Below are 17443 nucleotides of genomic sequence, written 5' to 3'. Positions count from 1 at the left end.
GGCGGTGGCGCGGGGGAGCGGGCGGGTGGCTCTCCGGGGCGGCCAGCGGACTGGCGAGGGCCCGGGTCAGCGGATCGGCGGTGGCCAGCGCGGTGGCGGTGGCGGTGCCGACCGCGTCGGCGTCGGCGTCGGTCCGGACGCCGGGCGCACCCCGCACCGGCGCGTCCGCACCGACCGGCGGCGCACCGACCGGCGGCGCACCGACCGACGGCGCGGTGACCGACGGCGCGGTGACCGGCGGCGCGGTGACCGGCGGCGCGGTGACCGGCGGTGGTACGGCGGCCGAGGCGACCGGTAGCGGCACCGCCGTGCGCCGCTCGTCACCCGGTCCGGTCATCCCGCGCCACCCCCCGTCGGCGTCGACGCGTACACCGCCGGGCCGTGTTCGCCGTCGAGCGGGAAGAGTTCCCCGCCCGCCTGTCGTACCCCGTCGACGGCCGGCCCGCACAGCTGCGGCAGCAGCTCCGCCGGCCCGGTGATCCGGACCAGGCCGCGCAGGTCGAGATCCTCCCCCGGCCCGTTCGAGGCCACCGTCAACGACACCGTCACCAACGAGGCCGGCAGGGTCTCCAGCCAACCGAGCATCGTCGCCGCCCGGTCGACCGGCGGCCAGCGGCGGATCCAGAACGAGCGGTGTGCGAGCGGGCCGCAGTGCCAGGCCGACCACTCCTCGCGCACGGGTGTCGCGTCGGCCGGGACGCCCGGGGTGAAGCCACAGGACCGACCGACGGCGGCGAGCAACTCGTGGGCGTCCAACAGCCGGTGCGCGACCCCGCACCGGCGCAGCGACTTGCCGACCTGGCGGGCCAGCGCGGCCACCACCGAGGGGGCGACCCCCAGGTCGACCGCGTAGTCGCCGATCGCCTCCGCCAGCGCGCGGGCGTCCAGCCGGACCGCCACCCAGGTCGCCCGCCCGGCCGGGACCGGGGTGCCGTCGAGGCCGGCCAGCAACTGCCGGTAGGACTCCCGGGCCGGGGCGGTCGGATCGTCGCCCGGCCCGCCGGCCGGGACGGTGCTGGTCACCACCTGGAGGACGGTGCCCGGCTGGCCGGAGTCGGCCAGCGCGGTGGCCAGCACGTCCAGCGGCAGGCCGGCCGGCGCGTCACCGGTCGGCCCGGACCCGCCGACGGCGGCCACCGCGAACCAGCCGGCGTCGTCGCGGGCCACCCCGATCCGGGTCCCGTCGGCCATCGCCACGGTGCCCACCGACAGGCCGGGGGCGAGTCGTTGCAGGGCGTCCAACCCCGCGTCGGCGGCGACCGGCACCGCCGCGGCGGCCCGCTGCCGCTGGTGCCGGGCCAGCGCCCGCTTCTCCAGCCACCAGCGGCCCCGCGAGCGCAGGAACACCACGGTCAGCAGGAGTACGCCGCAGAGCGCGGCGACGATCAGCACCGGCATCCCGAACAGTCCACTGGCGAGGACGCCGAGCAGCACCGCCTCCAACAGCAGCAGTTGCAGGATGTGCAGCTCACCGATCCGGCCGGGGCGTCGACGGGGGGCCAGGTGCAGGCGGGCGTCGGGATCGTCCGACCGGGATGCGACGCGTGCCGGTCGTGGTGCTCCGGTCATCTCCGGCTGCCCCCCAGACGCCTCGACCTGTGTGGCCCGTCCACGACGGACCGTCCTCATCATAGGAACCCGCCGCCGCCACCCGGGGCCCGTGGGGTCGGCGTGCCGGACGTCGCCAGGCCGCCGCCCACCCATCAACCGGCCCACCCGCCAACCGGCCCACCCGGCCCACCGCCAACCGGTTCGCCCATCAACCAGTTCACCCGCCAACCGGTTCGCCCGCAGGCCGGGTCGTGGAGCGCCCCGGGCCGGCGCGGTCGCCAGCCGGGACGGCTGTCAGTTCACCCGGAAGCCGAGCCGGCGGTCGGCGGCCGCCCCGGCCCGGTACGCGGCGACCGCCGGCCGGTCCGAGTCGATCACCCAGTCGCCGGAGCCCTTCTGGTTGAAGTAGACGAATCCGAGCAGGTCGGGCCGCTTGCGCATGGCGGTGAAGAGTTCCTCGACCGCGCGGCGGCGCATCGCGCCCGGCTCGGCCCCGGTCTCCACGATCAGCAGCGGCCGGGCGGTGAACTTCCGGATCTGGGTGATGGTGGGCGCGAACAGGGCGTCGAAGGTCTGCTCACCGCGCCGGGTGAAGTAGCCGTCGATGCCGACCCAGTCCACGTACGCGTCACCGGGGTAGAGCGGGGCGAGCTTCACCGACGGGACCGGGTTGATCACGTTCGGGGTCCAGGTCCAGATCACGTTCGTCGCGTCGGCGCGGGCGAAGACGGCGTGGATGTGCCGCCAGGCGGCGACGAAGTCCTTGGCGGTGTTGTCGTGCGCGCCCCAGGAGTACCAGTGGCCGTTCATCTCGTGCGCGATGGTGAGCGCGACCGGCAGGTTGAGCCGGCGCACCGCGACGGCGAACTCCACCAGGTAAGGGTCGTGCCGCCCGGCGGCGATGTCCTTCAGCTTCGCCTTGAACGGCTCCCAGCGCACGATCGGCAGCGCCCCGTACCGGTGGACCCGGCGGACCTCGGCGGCGGCGAACTCGTCGTCGAAGCTCTCGTAGATGGTGATGATGTTGGGCTTGCTGCCGACCAGGTCGGCGAACCGGTCGACCCGGCTCATGTCCTGCGGCGCACCGCTCAGCGCCACCCCGAGGTAGCGGCCCTGCGGTTGCGCCAACGGGCGGACGTCGTACGCCGGGGGCGGGCCGGTGGGCGAGGGGGAGGCGCTGGCCCCGGTGGCGAACCGGGCCGGGCGGCTGGCCGGGCTGGGCGCGAGCGCGGCGTAGCCGAACACCCCGAGCACGAACATCGTCACGATGGTGAACAGTTGGCGGGAGGTCACCGGGAACGCCCCGGCCGGATGTCCCGCGCCGGCTTCACCAGCAGCGCCTGCAACGCGACGGCCAGGTAGAACGCGCCCCCGAGGAAGGCGGGCGCGAAGGTCCACAGGTCGTCGCCGATCATCCGGTGCGCCGCCAGGCCGGTCCACAGTGCGCCACTGCCCGCGGTGCAGACGGCCATTCCCCACCACAGTCGACCCGTCCTGTTCTTCCGTCCCGTGCCGCCGGTGGGCTGCCAGCCCATGCTCTGCCCGCGCAGCAGGTCCCAGATCGCGAAGGCGTGCGACCAGCCGTAGACCATCTTGACTGTCCACGCCTCCACCCGGTAGGCGCACCGGTGCCAGAGCGGGAAGACCACCAGGTTGTAGATCAGGCTCGGCACGATCCACAGGTAGTTCGCCGGGGCCACCGACTGCGGGAACCAGGCCAGCAGCACGATCGGCACCAGCGGCCCGACGAAGGTGAACAGCGCCGTGTGCAGGTAGTAGCAGAACCCCGAGAGGTACGACAGCCGGGTGCGCAGCCGCATCCGGGTGTTCCAGAACTTCGTCGACCCGAGCAGGCTCATCGAGCCGGCGCACCAGCGGTACTGCTGGGTGAAGAACGAGCTGACGTCGGCCGGGCACAGGCCGGTGGCCAGCGGCACCGGCAGGTACCGCAGCCGCCAGCCGCGCCGCCGCATGTCGAACCCGGTGTGTACGTCCTCGGAGTGCTCGATCAGCGTGGAACCGCCGATCGCGTCGAGTGCCTCGCGCCGGTAGAGCGCGCAGCTGCCGACGCAGATCGCCGCCTCGTGGTGCTGCCGGGACACCTGCACCATCCGGTAGAACAGCTCCTGCACCGCCCCGGCGCCGCGCTCCAGCCAGCCCTGCCCGGCGTGCACCCGGAAGTACTGCGGGGACTGCACGATGCCGAGGTCGGGCTCGGCGGCCAGGTAGGGCACCATCTCGTCGAGCATGTCGTGCCGGGGGGTGAAGTCGGCGTCGAGCACCAGGATGTGCTCGCCCAACGTGCGCTGGTACGCGTACCGCATGTTGCCGGCCTTCTTGTACCAGCCCCGGTTGGGGCGGCGCTGGTAGACGAAGCCGAAGGCGAGCGCCATCGCCTCCCGCTCGTCGGTCGCCGAGTCGTCGAGCACGTAGACGTGCACCCGGCCCGGGTAGTGGTCGACCATCCGGCTGACGTGTTCCCAGGTGTTGCGGAGCACCTCGGTCGCCTCGCCGCACACCGGCAGGAAGACGTCGACCGACGGGTGGACGGGCGGCTGGAAGTCGCGGACCAGCCGCCGGTGCCGGTCCAGGTCGAACCCGGGCGTGCCGATGTTCACCGTCGCCGAGATCAGGTAGTAGAGGACGGTGAAGCCGAACAGCGGCAGCAGCACCAGCAGCCAGGGCGCCATCCGGACGAAGAGCAGCTGGCTGGTGAGCAGCCCGGTGAAGCTGACGAACGAGGCGATCATCAGCACCGGCAGCCGGCGGCGGCGGTAGGCGGCCTTCTCGTCGTCGTTCGGCGGCAACGGCAGCGACGGGTCGACGGTCGCCGGGCGGCCCAGCGTGGCCGGCGTCACCACCTGCCGCGCCGACGGTGCACGCGCAGTGGGCACCGCCGCCGGCTCGCGGGCCGCCGGCACCGCCACCGGTCGACGCGGAGTCGGCACCGCTGCCGGTGGGCCCGGTTCGCTCACCCGCCCCGGCCACGGCGGGGGTGCCGGGCCGCGCTGCGCCCGGGTGCTCACTTCGCCACCTCGGGCCTGCGCACCAGCAGCCCGATGCTGAAGCCCCGGACCCGCCAGGTGCGCTCGACCGCGTACGGCTTGAGCGCGGCCTCCTTCGCCGCGCCGATCCGCTGCACCGGGTTGTCGAACGCTCCCTTGCGGACGATCCACACCCGCGCCGGGCGACCCAGGCACACCGGGACGTCCCGGTCGGCGCACTCCCGCGCGCCCAGGGTGCCCTGCCGGCGGGCCGGAACGGTCATCAGCACGTCCCGGGGCCGCCAGCTCTCGTCGACGTACCGGTTCACCGCGTCCCGGCTGGTGCGCTGGTCACCGGCGTCGAACGGGCCGTACACGAGGATGTCGCCCGGGTTCGCGTGTGCCCGCAGCACCGCGGCGATCTCCTTGGTGCCCTGGCTGTGGCCGGTGACGCCGCGGATCTCCGTCTGCATCGGGATGCCGAGCAGCCCGATCGCCAGCATCGCGGCCGTGCCCCGCAGCAGCGAGCTGCGGCGCAGCGCCAGCGCGGCGACCAGCGCCCAGGCCGGCACCGTGAACAGCAGGTAGCGCGGCAGCCAGAGCGGGGTGAGCTGGGCGGCGGCCAGCAGGCCGAGGGCGGGCAGCACCAGCCAGGTGGTGGCCACCGCGGACCGCTCCCGCATCGACATGCCGAGGAAGGCCAGCGCGAGCACCGCGCCGGCGAGCAGCGGCCCACCGAAGAGCGCCTCCGGGGCATCGACCAGCCGGTCCAGGGTGACCGGCGGAATCCAGTTGATCTGCGTACCGGTCTGCTGACGACCGAACCAGAGCACCGGCAGGACGGGCAGCACGCCGGCCACCGCCGCGCCGAGCCAGCCGAGGAAGGTGCGCCGTCGGGCCGCCATCCGCCAGGCCACCACCGCGTGCGCGGCGAGCAGCAGCAACCCGACCAGGTGCAGCAGCCCGAGCAACGCCACCACGGCGGCGTAGCCCAGGTAGCGGACGAACCGGGGGCGTTCCAGCAGCCGGATCAGCAGCAGGGTGGCCAGCGCGGCGGCGCACACCGCGAACGCGTACGGCCGGGCCTCCTGGGCGTACCGGGAGGTGGTCGGCAGCACCGCGAACAGCACCCCGGCGACCAGCCCGACCCGCAGCCCGCCGATCCGCAGGCCGATCGCGGCGACCAGGCCGGCCGCCGCCGTCATGGCCAGCAGCGACGGCACCCGCAGCGCGACGTCGGAGCTGCCGGCCAGCGCCACCCAACCGCGCAGCAGCAGGTAGTACGGGCCGATGGAGGCGTCGACGTTGCGCAGCACCGCGACGAAGTCGTCGAACCCGACGGTGACCATGCCCCAGGTGGCCAGCTCGTCCTCCCACAGGCCGGGGCGGTTCAGCCCGATCGCGCCGAGGACGGCGACGACGGCCATCGGCAGCAGCCGGGCCAGCTGGCGCAGCCAGGGCGCGTCCAGCGGCTCCGGTGGGGCCGGCTGGTCGGCCTCGGTGGGCCGCCAGGGGGCGGTCGGGTCGGGCGGCACGTCCGGGACGCGGACGATCAGGGCGGTCGGCGCGTCGCTCCTGGCGCCGGTGCCGCCGGTGCCCCCGGTGGGCGACATCCCGGTCACCGGGTGGCGACGAGCAGGTCGTCCAGGACGAGGGTACGCAGGTCGTCCCGGCTCGGCATCCGGCCCAGCGCGCGCAGCCGCCCGGACTGCGCCTTGCGCATCCCCTCCAGCAGCTTGCGGGCCTCCCGGGCGTTGCCGAAGTTCTGGTCCCGTTCGATCTGGCCGAACCACTCGAGCAGACCGTCGGCTAGGCCGTCGGCGAGCAGGTACTCGTCGTTGCGGGCGATCCGCCCGACGATGTCGACCAACTGGACCGGGCTGTAGTTCTCGAACTCCAACGTCTTGGCGAACCGGGAGGCCAGCCCGGAGTTGGCGTCCAGGAAGGCGGCCATCTCGGTGGTGTACCCGGCGACGATCACCGCGACCTGGTCGCGGTGGTCCTCCATCAGCTTGACCAGGGTGTCGATCGCCTCCTGACCGAAGTCGCCGCCGGCGCCCCCGGCCCGGGACAGGGTGTACGCCTCGTCGATGAAGAGCACCCCGCCCAGCGCCTCGGTGAACACCGACGAGGTCTTCTCGGCGGTGTGTCCGATGTACTGGCCGACCAGGTCCCGCCGGGACACCTCGCGGAACTGGCCGTTGGGCAGCACCCCGAGGGCCTTGAGCAGCTGCCCGTAGACCCGGGCCACTGTCGTCTTGCCGGTGCCCGGCGCACCCGTGAAGATCAGGTGGTGGCTCACCGCGCCCACCGGCAGGCCGGCGTGGCGTCGCCACTCGTTGACCTGGATCTCGTCGATCAACGAGCGCACCTCGGCCTTCACCCCGGCCAGGCCGATCATCGAGTCCAGCTCGGCGAGGAGTTCCTCGACCTTCTGCGCGTCCTGCCCGACCGTGCCGCCGCCCCCGCTCACCCCGGCCAACGGCCGCCCGCCCGCCTCGGCCGCCCGGAACACGGTGGTCGACCCCTCGGCGAGCCGGACGCCCGGAGCGGCGGTCTGCTCGGTGTGGCTGCCCTCGATCGTCCCGCCGCAGCCCCGGCCGACGTCGATGCCGACGCCCCGGGTGTCGTGCACCCAGCAGTCCACGATGGTGGGGCTGCTCTGCAACGCCACCACGATCCCGGCGTCGCCGGTGCCGGAGACGTCACAGCGTTCGATGGTGGGCCGGGCCGCCTGGTAGACGTACACGCCCCGGAAGCCGGCGTTGCTGACGGTGCAGTTGCGGATGGTCGGATCGGCACCGAGCCGCACGATGATCCCGTCGTCGGTGACGTCACGGATTTCACACTGCTCGATCGTTCCGCCCGCGTCGGAGACGACCAGCCCGTGCTGTCCACCGGTGACGGTCACCTCGACGGCCTCGACCCGGGCACCGTCGCGTACCGACACGGCCGCCGCGTAGCCGGCGCTGACCTGGCACCTCTCCATCCGGAGCCGGCCGCCGGCCGCGTCCACGGCCGGGTGGTCGGCGGACTGGAGGACCAACCCCTGCAACAGCACCTCGCCGCCGGCGCAGGCCACCGTCGGCCGGCCGGTGGCCCGACCGTCCACGGTGACCGAACCGGCCTCGCCGGCGGCCACCAACCGGACCCGCCGACCGTCCAGCCGGAGCGCCTCGGCATAGACGCCGGGCTCGATCGAGACGACCGCGTCGTCCGGCGCGATCTCCAGTGCGTCCGTGATGGTCGGACAGGCACCGGCTCGGTCAGGGGAGACAGTCAGCATGCGCACCATGGTCCCGCTCGGTCGTGGAAGGACGGACCGGTTCGTCGTCGACGTCCGGTCGAAGGGTACCGGTCGACGGGGGGGCGACTCGCCCCCGCGTCAGATGGTGAAGGTGGCCGCGCGCACCGAGGCGGCCACCTTGCGTACCTCGTCCGCCCGGTCCAGGGGCGCGGTCATCCGGAGCACCAACTGCCGGTCGATCGCGTCCTCCGGCACGCTGCGCCAGTAGGAGAGGTAGACCAGCCCGTAGCGGGGCGCACCGTCCACCCGGGCGGTCTCGGCCCAGGTGGTGAACTCGCCGCTGCGTACCCACTGCAACCCCCATGCCTCCTCCTGCCGACGCAGCGCGGTGCGGCGCTCGTCGGTGCAGAGCCGGGGGCACTGCCGGACGACCAGGTCGCCACCGATGATCGACCCGTCGGCGGCCGGGATGCCGCACCGGTAGTGCGCCGAACCGCTGGTGCGGCCGGCCTCGGTGCAGCTCCAGCCGATGGGCACCCGGAAGCTGAAGTCGACCCCGGCCAGGCCGGTGATCTCCCGGGTCGGATCGGTGCCGGCGAAGGTGGGCGCGGCGGCCGGCCAGCCGCCGCCGATCGGTGGTTCCACCCCCGGCTGGCGCGGCGGGGTGCCCGGCAGCCCCAGGTCGGCGCTCGGGGTCGGCGTGGCCGTGCCGGCGACGACACCGGTCCGGCCGCCGTCGGACCGACCCGCGAGGCCGAACCCGCCGACCGCGCCGACCGCCGCCGCGACCAGGGCGACCACCGCGACCAGCGCCAACCACCATCCGGTATGACTCCGGCCGCGCGCCGTGACCGGCGGGTACGCCGGGTACCCGGCCGGCGCGGGTCGGGGCGTGACCGGTGGATGCGGGTACGGCACCACCTGGTGCGGGGCTGCCTGCGGCAGGGCCGGCAGCGCCTGCTGCGGCGTCGACGCCGCCCGGGGCGGGGCCGGCGGTTGCGGGGCGGGGAGGTCGGCCCCGACGGGCGGGGCGCACCGGTCGGTGGGGCGCTGCCGTCGGTGGCCGGCCCGGCGGAGAGGGCCGCAGCCATGGGCCCGCGCGATCCGTCCGCCGGGGCAGGTGACGCGCCACCGCCGGGCCGCCCGGTCGGGTGGTCGGTCGCCGGCCCCACGCCGGCCGCCCGGGTCGCCGGGGCGGGACCGGCGGGCGGGCCGACCCCCTGCGGTCCGGCCCCGGTCGGGGGCTCCCCGACCGGGGTGAGCCGCTGGCCGAGGGCGAGGAAGACGTGCGCGGCACCTGCGCCCTGCTCGGCGGCGCAGGCCACCCAGGGGACCGGGCCGGTGTGGTTGGCCCCGGTGATGGGCAGGCCGTCCGAGCGGGCCAGTGTGTTGGCCGCCGCGGCGAACGCCTCCCGCCAGCCACCCTCGGCGGCGGCGGGCGCGAGCACGGCCACGGTGAACGGCCGCTCCGCGCTGTCCCGCGCGGCCCACACCTCTCCCAGCTCGCACGTACTGATCCTGCGGTGCAGCGCGTACGGACCGACTGTCTGCATGTGGCATCCCCCCGGCCGATCGTATCGGTCGGGCGTCGGGAACCGATCGACCGGCGGGTCGCCGCCGGAGTCAGTCGACCCAGTCGAGCGTGCGGGTGACCGCCTTGCGCCACCGGCCCAGTTCCCGCTGCCGGTCCGCCGGGTCCATCCGGGACTCCCACTGCGCGTCGGAGCGCCACTGGGCCCGCAGGGTCGCCAGGTCCGGCCAGAAACCGACCGCCAGCCCGGCCGCGTACGCCGCGCCGAGGCAGGTGGTCTCGGTGATCCGGGAGCGGACCACCGGCACCTCCAGCACGTCGGCGAGGAACTGCATCAGCAGCCCGTTGGCGGTCATCCCACCGTCCACCCGCAACCGGCGCAGCGCCACGTCGGAGTCGGCGTTCATCGCGTCGACCACCTCCCGGGTCTGCCAGGCGGACGCCTCCAGCGCCGCCCGCGCCAGGTGCCCCTTGGTGATGTAACCGGTCAGCCCGGCGATCACCCCCCGGGCGTCCGGACGCCAGTGCGGCGCGAACAGCCCGGAGAAGGCGGGCACCACATAGCAGCCCCCGTTGTCGTCCACGCTGGCGGCCAACTCCTCGATCTCGGCGGCCGAGGAGATCAACCCGAGGTTGTCCCGCAACCACTGCACCAGCGAACCGGTCACCGCGATCGCCCCCTCCAGGGCGTACGCGGCCGGCTGGCCGTCGATCCGGTAGGCCACCGTGGTCAGCAGCCCGTGGGTGGACGGCACCGGACTGGCCCCGGTGTTGAGCAGCAGGAAGCTGCCGGTGCCGTAGGTGCACTTCGCCTCGCCGGGTTGGAAGCAGGTCTGCCCGAACAGGGCGGCCTGCTGGTCGCCGAGCGCGCTGGCCACCGGCACCCCGGCGAGCACCCCGTGGGCGGTCCCGTAGACCTCCGCCGAGCTGCGGATCTGCGGCAGCATCCCGGCCGGGACGCCCAGCGCGTCGAGCAGCTCCGGGTCCCAGTCGAGGGTCTCCAGGTCCATCAGCATGGTCCGGCTGGCGTTGGTCACGTCGGTGACGTGCCGACCGGTCAGCTTCCAGATCAGCCAGCTGTCCATGGTGCCGAAGAGGACCTCGCCCCGCTCGGCACGCCCGCGCAGCCCGTCGACGTGGTCCAGCAGCCAGCGCAGCTTCGGGCCGGCGAAGTAGGTGGCCAGGGTGAGGCCGGTCCGGGCCCGCAGCTTCTCCTCGCCGTACGACCCGGCCAGCTCGCGCAGCAGCGGACCGGTCCGGGTGTCCTGCCAGACGATCGCGGGGGCGACCGGCCGGCCGGTCGCCCGGTCCCAGACCACGGTGGTCTCCCGCTGGTTGGTGATGCCGACGGCGGCCAACCCGTCCGGGCCGGTGCCGGCGGCGGCCAGCGCGTCGCGGACCACCCGTTCGACGTTGGCCCAGATCTCCTCGGCGTCGTGCTCCACCCAGCCGGGCCGGGGGAAGATCTGCCGGTGCTCGCGTTGGGCGACGGCGACGATCCCACCGGCCCGGTCGAAGACGATGCAGCGCGACGAGGTGGTGCCCTGGTCGATGGCGGCGACGTGCTCTCCGGTCATTTCGGCACCGTACCGGCCGGCCGCGCTCCGGAGAACCGCGGTGGCTCCGTACGATCTCCAGACGTGCGCGACATCGCCGTGTTCAGTGGAACCGCCCATCCCGACCTCGCCGCCGAGATCTGTGCCCACCTGGGGGTGCCGCTGCACCCGGTGCGGGTGTCCCGGTTCGCCAACGACTGCCTGGAGGTGCAGTTGCAGGCGAACTGCCGGGAGCGGGACGTCTTCCTGATCCAGCCCCTGGTGCCGCCCGTCCAGGAGAACCTGGTCGAGCTGCTGCTCATGATCGACGCCGCCCGGGGCGCGTCGGCCGGGCGGATCACCGTGGTCCTGCCGCACTACGCGTACGCCCGGTCGGACAAGAAGGACGCCCCGCGCATCTCCATCGGGGCCCGGCTGGTGGCCGACCTGCTCACCTCGGCCGGCGCCCAGCGGGTGCTGGCGATGACGCTGCACTCGCCGCAGGTGCACGGCTTCTTCAGCGTCCCGGTCGACCACCTGCACGCCCTGCGGGAGTTGGCCGCCCACTTCCGGGGGTACGACCTGGGCAACACGGTGGTGGTCTCGCCGGACCTGGGCAACGCCAAGGAGGCGGCGGCGTTCGCCCGGATGCTCGGCACCCCCGTCGCGGCGGGGGCCAAGCAGCGGTTCAGCGACGACCGGGTCACCATCAGCACGGTGATCGGCGAGGTGGCCGACCGGGACGTGATCGTGCTGGACGACGAGATCGCCAAGGGCAGCACGGTGATCGAGCTGATGGCCCACCTGCGGGAGCGCAACGTCCGGTCGATCCGGCTGGCCTGCACCCACGGCCTGTTCTCCAGCGGCGCGTTGGCGCGGCTCAGCGCCACCGAGGGGGTACGCGAGATCGTCTGCACCAACACGGTGCCGATCCCACAGGAGAAGCGGGTGCCGGAGCTGACGGTGCTGTCGGTGGCCCCGGCGCTGGCCGAGGCGATGCGCCGGATCCACAACGGCGAGTCGGTCAGCGCCCTGTTCGGCTGACTCGGCCGCCGGCCGGCCCCGGTGCGGCGCCCCGGCTTCACCCGGTGCGGGCTGGCCGGGCCGGGCGGTCGGGCGGGGGACCGTCCGGTGGTCAGTCGGCGGCGGCGCTGATCCGGACGGTGGTGCCCGCCGGGCCGCTCTCGACCTGCATCGCGTCGCTGAGCTCCCGGGCCAACCAGAGCCCCCAGCCGCCGGCCGTGTCCGGGGCCGGCCGGCTGCGGTCGTCGAGCTGCTGCTCGCTCATGCCGTTGCCGTGGTCGGAGACCTCGCAGACCAGCTGGCCGGGGCGTCGCCAGAGCCGCAGCCAGCCCTGACCGCCGCCGTGCCGGACGGCGTTGGTGATCAGCTCGTTGACGGCCAGCACGAAGTCGTCGAGCCGCTGACCGGTCAGCCCGGCCGAGTGCGCGCAGGAGCTGACCGAGTGTCTCAGCTCGGTCACCTGTGCCTGGTCGAACGCCTCGGCGATGAGAAGGGAAGGTTCGATGGGCACCACCGTACGCGGTGTGGGAAGTTCTGCGTTCGTCATGGGGCCCTGTCCCGGCAGCGATCTCGGAGTCTTTCGCGCTGTTTCTACCGTACGTCAGGGTTGTCCGTGCCGCACCGGCCGGCCCGGCGGGTGACCGGGGCGGCTGTGGCATGGTGACGCCCATGCCGTCGTCCCCGCCGGGTGGTTTCGAGGTCCCGCTCTGGCGCTCCGTCGCGGTCTTCCGCTTCGCCTCCCTGGCGTACGTCGGGCTGCTGGTCCTGCGCGACGCCGACCGGTACGCCCACCCGCTCGCCGCCGGGGGCGTACTGCTGGTGATGCTGGCCTGGTCCGGGGTGACCGCGGCCGGCTACGCCCGGCCGGCCAACCGGGGCTGGCCGCTGCTCCTGGCCGACCTCGGCGTGGTCCTGCTGATCCTGGCCGTCACGCCGTGGGTGGTGGGCCGTCCGGCGCTGGCAGCCGGGGTGCCGGCCCTGGCCGTGGCCTGGCTGGCCGGGCCGGTGCTGGCCTGGGCGGTCTCCGGCGGGCGGCGGCGCGGCACGGTGGCCGCGTTGCTGGTCGGCGGCACGGACCTGGCCACCCGGGGCCGGATCGGCCCGTCCTCGCTGACCGGGGTGATCCTGCTGCTGCTCGCCGGGGTGGTGGTGGGGCACGTGGCCCGGTTGGCGGTGACCGCCGAGGAGCGGTTGCAGCGGGCGGTGGAGCTGGAGGCGGCGACCCGGGAACGGGAGCGGCTGGCCCGGGACATCCACGACTCGGTGCTCCAGGTGCTGGCGCTGGTCCAGCGGCGCGGGGCACACCTGGACGGGGAGGCCGGTGAGCTGGCCCGACTCGCCGGCCAGCAGGAGGTGGCGCTCCGCGCGTTGATCTCCGGGGCCCCGCCGGCGTCCCCCGCCGACCCGGTGGGGGAGGTGGACCTGCGTTCCCTGCTGGCCGGGTACGCCTCGGCGGCGGTGCAGGTCTCCGCCCCGGCCACGCCGGTGCCGCTGCCCACCCTGGTGGCCCGGGAGGTGGCCGCCGCGACGGCGGCGGCGCTGGACAACGTGCGGCGGCACGCCGACGGGCGGGCCTGGGTGCTGGTCGAGGACGAGGGGGAGACGGTGACCGTGTCGGTCCGCGACGCTGGTCCGGGTATTGCGGAGGGCCGGCTGGTCGAGGCGGCCCGGCAGGGGCGGCTGGGGGTGGCCCAGGCCATCCGCGGTCGGATAGCCGACCTCGGCGGCGAGACGCGGATCGTCTCGACACCGGGGGAGGGCACCGAACTCGAACTGATGGTGCCGAGGAGGAAGCGATGACCGGGATGCGGGTGATGGTGGTCGACGACCACCCGATGTGGCGGGAGGGGGTGGCCCGGGATCTCACCGAGGCCGGCCACCTGGTGGTGGCGACCAGCGGCGAGGGCCGCCAGGCGGTCCGGGTGGCCGCCGCCGCCCGACCCGACCTGGTGGTGCTCGACCTCCAGTTGCCGGACATCTCCGGGGTGGAGGTGATCCACGGGCTGCGCGCCGCGCTGCCCCGGGTCCGGGTGCTGATGCTGTCGGCCAGCGGCGAGCAACAGGGCGTCCTGGACGCGGTGAAGGCCGGCGCCACCGGCTACCTGTTGAAGTCGGCGGGCCCGGCGGAGTTCCTGGACGCGGTGCGCCGGACCGCGGCCGGTGAGCCGGTCTTCACCCCCGGCCTGGCCGGTCTGGTGCTGGGCGAGTACCGGCGGCTCGCCGCGGACCCCCCGGCCGGCGGGACGGCCGACGGCGGACACGACGCGGCACCCCGGCTCACCGAACGGGAGACCGAGGTGCTGCGGCTGGTGGCGAAGGGGCTGTCCTACAAGCAGATCGCCGGGCGGCTCGGGCTGTCGCACCGCACCGTGCAGAACCACGTGCAGAACACGCTGGGCAAGCTCCAACTGCACAACCGGGTGGAGCTGACCCGCTATGCGATCGAGCGGGGCCTGGACGACTGACGGGCCCGGGCGACCGGGGTCAGTGCGCCTCGGGCGGCCTGGTCTCGTGGATGGCCAGCTCCTCGGCGCTCGCGCCGCCGCCGGCCGCGCCCGCGTCGTACGCGACGTTGTCGGTCTCCTGGTCGGTGCGGGCGCCCTCGTCCGGTTCGACCAGGCGGCCCACCTGGGCGTCGGCGACCGTGCCGAGCTGACCGTGGTCATAGAGCGAGACCGGCGAGTTCGGGTCCGAGGTCGGGCCCGGGTCCAGCACGTCGGCGTCGAGCTGGGCCTGCGCGGCGGCCTCCTCGTTCTCCGCCTCGGCGGCGATGTCCGGGTCGACCGGGCCGGCCAGCGGGTCGTCGGCCCGCCGCTCGTACTGCTCGCGGGCGAGCTTGTAGTCCAGCGACTCGCCGTCGAGTTGCTCGTCGGCGGTGGTGCCGAAGCGGTCGACCGCCACCGGGGTCCGGTCGCCGGGCAGCTGGGCCGGGTCCGGGCCGTCGGCCTCCCGGCCGGTCAGCACGTCGTCGTTGGCGGTCGAGTCGTCGTCGGCGGTGTCGGGCAGGCCGAGCGCCTCGGGGTCGGACACGGGGGTCGGGAACTCGTCGTCGCGCATGGCTGAGCACTACCCACTGGCAGGGGTCGGGTAACCGGGTCCCGCTCCCCGGATCGGGATGAAAGAGCAGGAATCAGTCGTGGTGCCAGTGCGACTCCTCCTCGGTGTGCAACACGCACCAGATCACCTTGCCGTCCGGCAGCAGGGTGCTGCCCCAGCGGCGGGCCACCGTGTCGATCAGCAACAGACCCCGACCGCCGGCCGAGGTGAGCGGGGCCAGCCCCGCGTACCTCGGCTGCTGCCGGGAGTGGTCCCGGACGGCCAGGTGCAGGGTGTCGCCCCCCGGGGCCAACCGCAGCGTCATCGGGGTCGCCGCGTGCGCCACCACGTTGTTGACCAGCTCGGTGACCGCGATGCAGGCCGGTTCCGTCAGCTCCGGCATGCCCCACCGGTCGCAACCGTCGGTCACCAGCTCCCGGGCCCGCCGGGCCGCCCCGACCACCGGCGTCAGCTCCTCGGTCAGCACCGCCGCCATCGGCGTACGGGCCAGCGCGGCCGTCGCGTCGTCCGGGTGGGGATGGACCGCCAACTCCCCGGTGACCGCCCCGGCCGGGTCGACCACCAGCAGGTCTGCCGCCGGCCAGTCGCGCACCACCCGCCGCACCTCGGCCAGCAGCCGGCCGACGGTGGGCCTGTCGGACCGCAGCCCGCCCAGGTCGACCACGATCGGGCCGGGCCGTTCACCGAGCCGGGCGAGCAGGGCGTCCCGGACCCGGTCGTGCTCGGCCGGCTCCAGCACCCCACTGAGCCACACCAGCGCCGAGGATTCGTCGGCCGCCACCCGGCAACCCGCCTGCGAGGGGCGGACCGTCCCGGGGGAACCCGCCCCGGGACGCGTCGGGGGCAGTTCGGCGCGGCTCATCGTCGTGCCGCCCGTCCGGATCGGGAGGCGGGGTACGCCATGCCGGCGTCGATCCCGCCGGAGGCGTCGGTGACCACCATGGTGGCCTCGGCGAGGATGCAGGTCATCGGCATCCCTGGTCGGTACCCCCGGGCCGGCCGGGTCATGCCGAGCCGCGGCGACTGATCGTGGGGATCCGGCCGGCGGCGGTCCGGCTGGTGGCGGTTGCCGCCCCACGACCGCTCCGACCAGCCGCTGACCGCTTCCGATCTGCGAGGTTTCGGCTCGTGGAGCCCCGGTTAATGGGACGCTCTGACCGGATACCATCCCTCGCAGATCGCATGGAGGTGCACCATGCGCGTCGGCCTCGTCTGCGCGCACGCCGGGCCGTCCCGGTCCGCGGAAGGACCACCCGTCGGTACCCACGAACACGTCGCCCGGGTCGCCGGTGAGCTGGCCGGGCGAGGCCACGACGTCCGGGTCTACGAGCGCCGCGACGACCCGGCCCTGGCGGCCAACGTCGAGATCGACGGCTACCGGGTGGAACGGGTGCCCGTCGGCCCGGCCCAGCCCACCGCCACCGCCGAACTGGTCCCGTACGTCCCGGAGCTGGGCCGCTGGTTGGCCGAGCGCTGGGCCGGGGAGTGGACGCCCGAGGTGGTGCACGGGCACTACTGGATCGGGGGCCTGGCCGCCGCGCACGCGGTCCGCGAAACGAACATTCCGGTGGTGCAGACCTTCCACTCGCTCGGCGTCGAACAACGCCGCCACCTCGGCCGCCAGTACGCTGGACCGGGCGAGCGGATTCCGCTGGAGCGGGCGCTTCTGCGGGCGGTGGACGTCGCCGTGGCCCAGTGCAACGACGAGGTCGACGAGCTGACCCGGATGGGGCTGCGACGGACCTCGGTGGCGATGGTGCCGACCGGCGTGGACGTCGAGCGGTTCCACCCCGACGGTGAGGCCGCCCCCCGGGACCGACGGGCCCGCATCCTCTCCGTCGGCGGGCTCTCCCCGGGGCACGGGCAGGACGACCTGATCCGGGCGATGCGGCTGGTCGGCGACGCGGAGCTGGTGATCGCCGGTGGGCCGCCGGCCGACCAGTTGGCCACCCACGCGGAGGCCCGGCGGCTGCGGGAGTTGGCCGAGCGCACCGGGGTCGCCGACCAGGTCACGCTGGTCGGCGCGGTGCCGCACGACCAACTGGCGACCTGGTACCGCTCCGCCGACGTGGTGGCCTGTACCCCGCACTACTCCTGTGCGGGGCGGGTGTCGCTGGAGGCGATGGCGTGCGGCGTGCCGGTGGTCGGCTACGCCATGGGCGGGATCGCCGACGCGGTGGTCGACGAGGTCACCGGCCGGCTGGTGCCCCCCGGCGACGTCCGCACGCTGGGCATGACGCTGCGCCGGCTGCTCGCCGACAACGCGGGCCGGTTCGCGTACGGGCACGCCGCGGTGGACCGGGTCCGGTGCAGTTACACCTGGGAGCGGACGGCCGGCGCGCTGGAGCGGCTCTACGAGCGGGTGGTGGGTCGGCGTACGCCGGTCGAGGTGCCCGACGTGGTGCCGGTCGACGTCGATGCCGACCAGTTGGTCGAGGACGACGCCGCCACGGTGGCCGAGGCCGACACCGACGCCCCGGTCAAGGGCACGACCGCCGGCCCGGTCGGAGTCTGA

14 protein-coding genes are annotated in these 17443 nt (G+C 74.5%); 4 read left to right on the top strand and 10 right to left on the bottom strand.

Translation table 11 applies throughout. The features are described 5' to 3' along the window. Positions 1-333: 333 nt before the first annotated feature. The 7 genes from ACQP1S_RS26685 to glpK form a co-directional block, all read right to left on the bottom strand. Positions 334-1569, bottom strand: coding sequence for a type VII secretion protein EccE (locus tag ACQP1S_RS26685; protein ID WP_432900346.1), 1236 nt, complete (start codon positions 1567-1569; stop codon positions 334-336). A gap of 276 nt (positions 1570-1845) precedes the next feature. Continuing rightward, positions 1846-2844, bottom strand: coding sequence for a glycoside hydrolase family 26 protein (locus tag ACQP1S_RS26680; protein ID WP_432900344.1), 999 nt, complete (start codon positions 2842-2844; stop codon positions 1846-1848). Beyond that, positions 2841-4577, bottom strand: coding sequence for a glycosyltransferase family 2 protein (locus tag ACQP1S_RS26675; protein ID WP_432900342.1), 1737 nt, complete (start codon positions 4575-4577; stop codon positions 2841-2843). The genes ACQP1S_RS26680 and ACQP1S_RS26675 overlap by 4 nt, the downstream gene beginning before the upstream one ends. Further along, positions 4574-6148 carry a glycosyltransferase family 39 protein gene (locus ACQP1S_RS26670; protein ID WP_432900340.1) on the bottom strand — a complete coding sequence of 525 codons (1575 nt, stop codon included), beginning with the start codon at positions 6146-6148 and terminating at the stop codon, positions 4574-4576. Before ACQP1S_RS26670 ends, ACQP1S_RS26675 begins: the two co-directional genes overlap by 4 nt. Before the next feature lie 5 nt (positions 6149-6153). Then, positions 6154-7830: a right-handed parallel beta-helix repeat-containing protein gene (locus tag ACQP1S_RS26665; RefSeq protein ID WP_432900338.1), complete on the bottom strand. Its 1677-nt coding sequence runs from the start codon at positions 7828-7830 to the stop codon at positions 6154-6156. 90 nt (positions 7831-7920) lie between these two features. Continuing rightward, positions 7921-8598, bottom strand: coding sequence for a hypothetical protein (locus ACQP1S_RS26660; protein WP_432900336.1), 678 nt, complete (start codon positions 8596-8598; stop codon positions 7921-7923). An 807-nt stretch (positions 8599-9405) separates the two neighbouring features. Beyond that, positions 9406-10890 carry a glycerol kinase GlpK gene (glpK, locus tag ACQP1S_RS26655; protein WP_432900334.1) on the bottom strand — a complete coding sequence of 495 codons (1485 nt, stop codon included), beginning with the start codon at positions 10888-10890 and terminating at the stop codon, positions 9406-9408. Positions 10891-10953: 63 nt separating this feature from the next. On the opposite strand from glpK, the gene ACQP1S_RS26650 reads away from it, so the two are divergent. After that, complete coding sequence (locus ACQP1S_RS26650) at positions 10954-11892, top strand: ribose-phosphate diphosphokinase (RefSeq protein ID WP_091241297.1); 939 nt, start codon at positions 10954-10956, stop codon at positions 11890-11892. 91 nt (positions 11893-11983) lie between these two features. Here the strand turns inward: ACQP1S_RS26650 and ACQP1S_RS26645 are convergent, their stop codons facing one another. Continuing rightward, positions 11984-12418: an ATP-binding protein gene (locus tag ACQP1S_RS26645; RefSeq protein WP_363667716.1), complete on the bottom strand. Its 435-nt coding sequence runs from the start codon at positions 12416-12418 to the stop codon at positions 11984-11986. A gap of 122 nt (positions 12419-12540) precedes the next feature. On the opposite strand from ACQP1S_RS26645, the gene macS reads away from it, so the two are divergent. Together macS and ACQP1S_RS26635 are read left to right on the top strand one after the other, a co-directional pair. Continuing rightward, a complete protein-coding gene (macS, locus tag ACQP1S_RS26640) occupies positions 12541-13671 on the top strand; it encodes a MacS family sensor histidine kinase (RefSeq protein ID WP_432900331.1) in 1131 nt (376 codons plus the stop codon). Continuing rightward, entirely contained in the window at positions 13668-14336 is a 669-nt protein-coding gene (locus tag ACQP1S_RS26635) for a response regulator (protein WP_091241288.1), read from the top strand. The genes macS and ACQP1S_RS26635 overlap by 4 nt, the downstream gene beginning before the upstream one ends. Positions 14337-14355: 19 nt before the next feature. On the opposite strand, the gene ACQP1S_RS26630 is transcribed toward ACQP1S_RS26635, so the two are convergent. Both ACQP1S_RS26630 and ACQP1S_RS26625 read right to left on the bottom strand, forming a co-directional pair. Then, a complete protein-coding gene (locus ACQP1S_RS26630; RefSeq protein ID WP_091241285.1) occupies positions 14356-14928 on the bottom strand; it encodes a DUF5709 domain-containing protein in 573 nt (190 codons plus the stop codon). A gap of 73 nt (positions 14929-15001) precedes the next feature. After that, positions 15002-15709: an ATP-binding protein gene (locus ACQP1S_RS26625; RefSeq protein WP_432900328.1), complete on the bottom strand. Its 708-nt coding sequence runs from the start codon at positions 15707-15709 to the stop codon at positions 15002-15004. A gap of 414 nt (positions 15710-16123) precedes the next feature. Here ACQP1S_RS26625 and ACQP1S_RS26620 point away from each other — a divergent pair, with 414 nt between their 5' ends. Next, on the top strand, positions 16124-17443 hold the full coding sequence (locus ACQP1S_RS26620) for a glycosyltransferase (protein WP_432900326.1): 1320 nt from the start codon (positions 16124-16126) through the stop codon (positions 17441-17443).

Source organism: Micromonospora matsumotoense (assembly GCF_050951065.1).
Classification (GTDB): domain Bacteria; phylum Actinomycetota; class Actinomycetes; order Mycobacteriales; family Micromonosporaceae; genus Micromonospora; species Micromonospora matsumotoensis.
This window is presented reverse-complemented; position numbering and strand designations above follow the sequence as displayed.

Coding starts and splice junctions, on each gene's coding strand:
- glpK (WP_432900334.1), bottom strand. CDS start 10,890: ATGACCGGAGAGCACGTCGCCGCCATCGACCAGGGCACCACCTCGTCG.
- ACQP1S_RS26630 (WP_091241285.1), bottom strand. CDS start 14,928: ATGCGCGACGACGAGTTCCCGACCCCCGTGTCCGACCCCGAGGCGCTC.
- ACQP1S_RS26670 (WP_432900340.1), bottom strand. CDS start 6,148: ATGTCGCCCACCGGGGGCACCGGCGGCACCGGCGCCAGGAGCGACGCG.
- macS (WP_432900331.1), top strand. CDS start 12,541: ATGCCGTCGTCCCCGCCGGGTGGTTTCGAGGTCCCGCTCTGGCGCTCC.
- ACQP1S_RS26645 (WP_363667716.1), bottom strand. CDS start 12,418: ATGACGAACGCAGAACTTCCCACACCGCGTACGGTGGTGCCCATCGAA.
- ACQP1S_RS26635 (WP_091241288.1), top strand. CDS start 13,668: ATGACCGGGATGCGGGTGATGGTGGTCGACGACCACCCGATGTGGCGG.
- ACQP1S_RS26620 (WP_432900326.1), top strand. CDS start 16,124: ATGCGCGTCGGCCTCGTCTGCGCGCACGCCGGGCCGTCCCGGTCCGCG.
- ACQP1S_RS26665 (WP_432900338.1), bottom strand. CDS start 7,830: ATGGTGCGCATGCTGACTGTCTCCCCTGACCGAGCCGGTGCCTGTCCG.
- ACQP1S_RS26685 (WP_432900346.1), bottom strand. CDS start 1,569: ATGACCGGAGCACCACGACCGGCACGCGTCGCATCCCGGTCGGACGAT.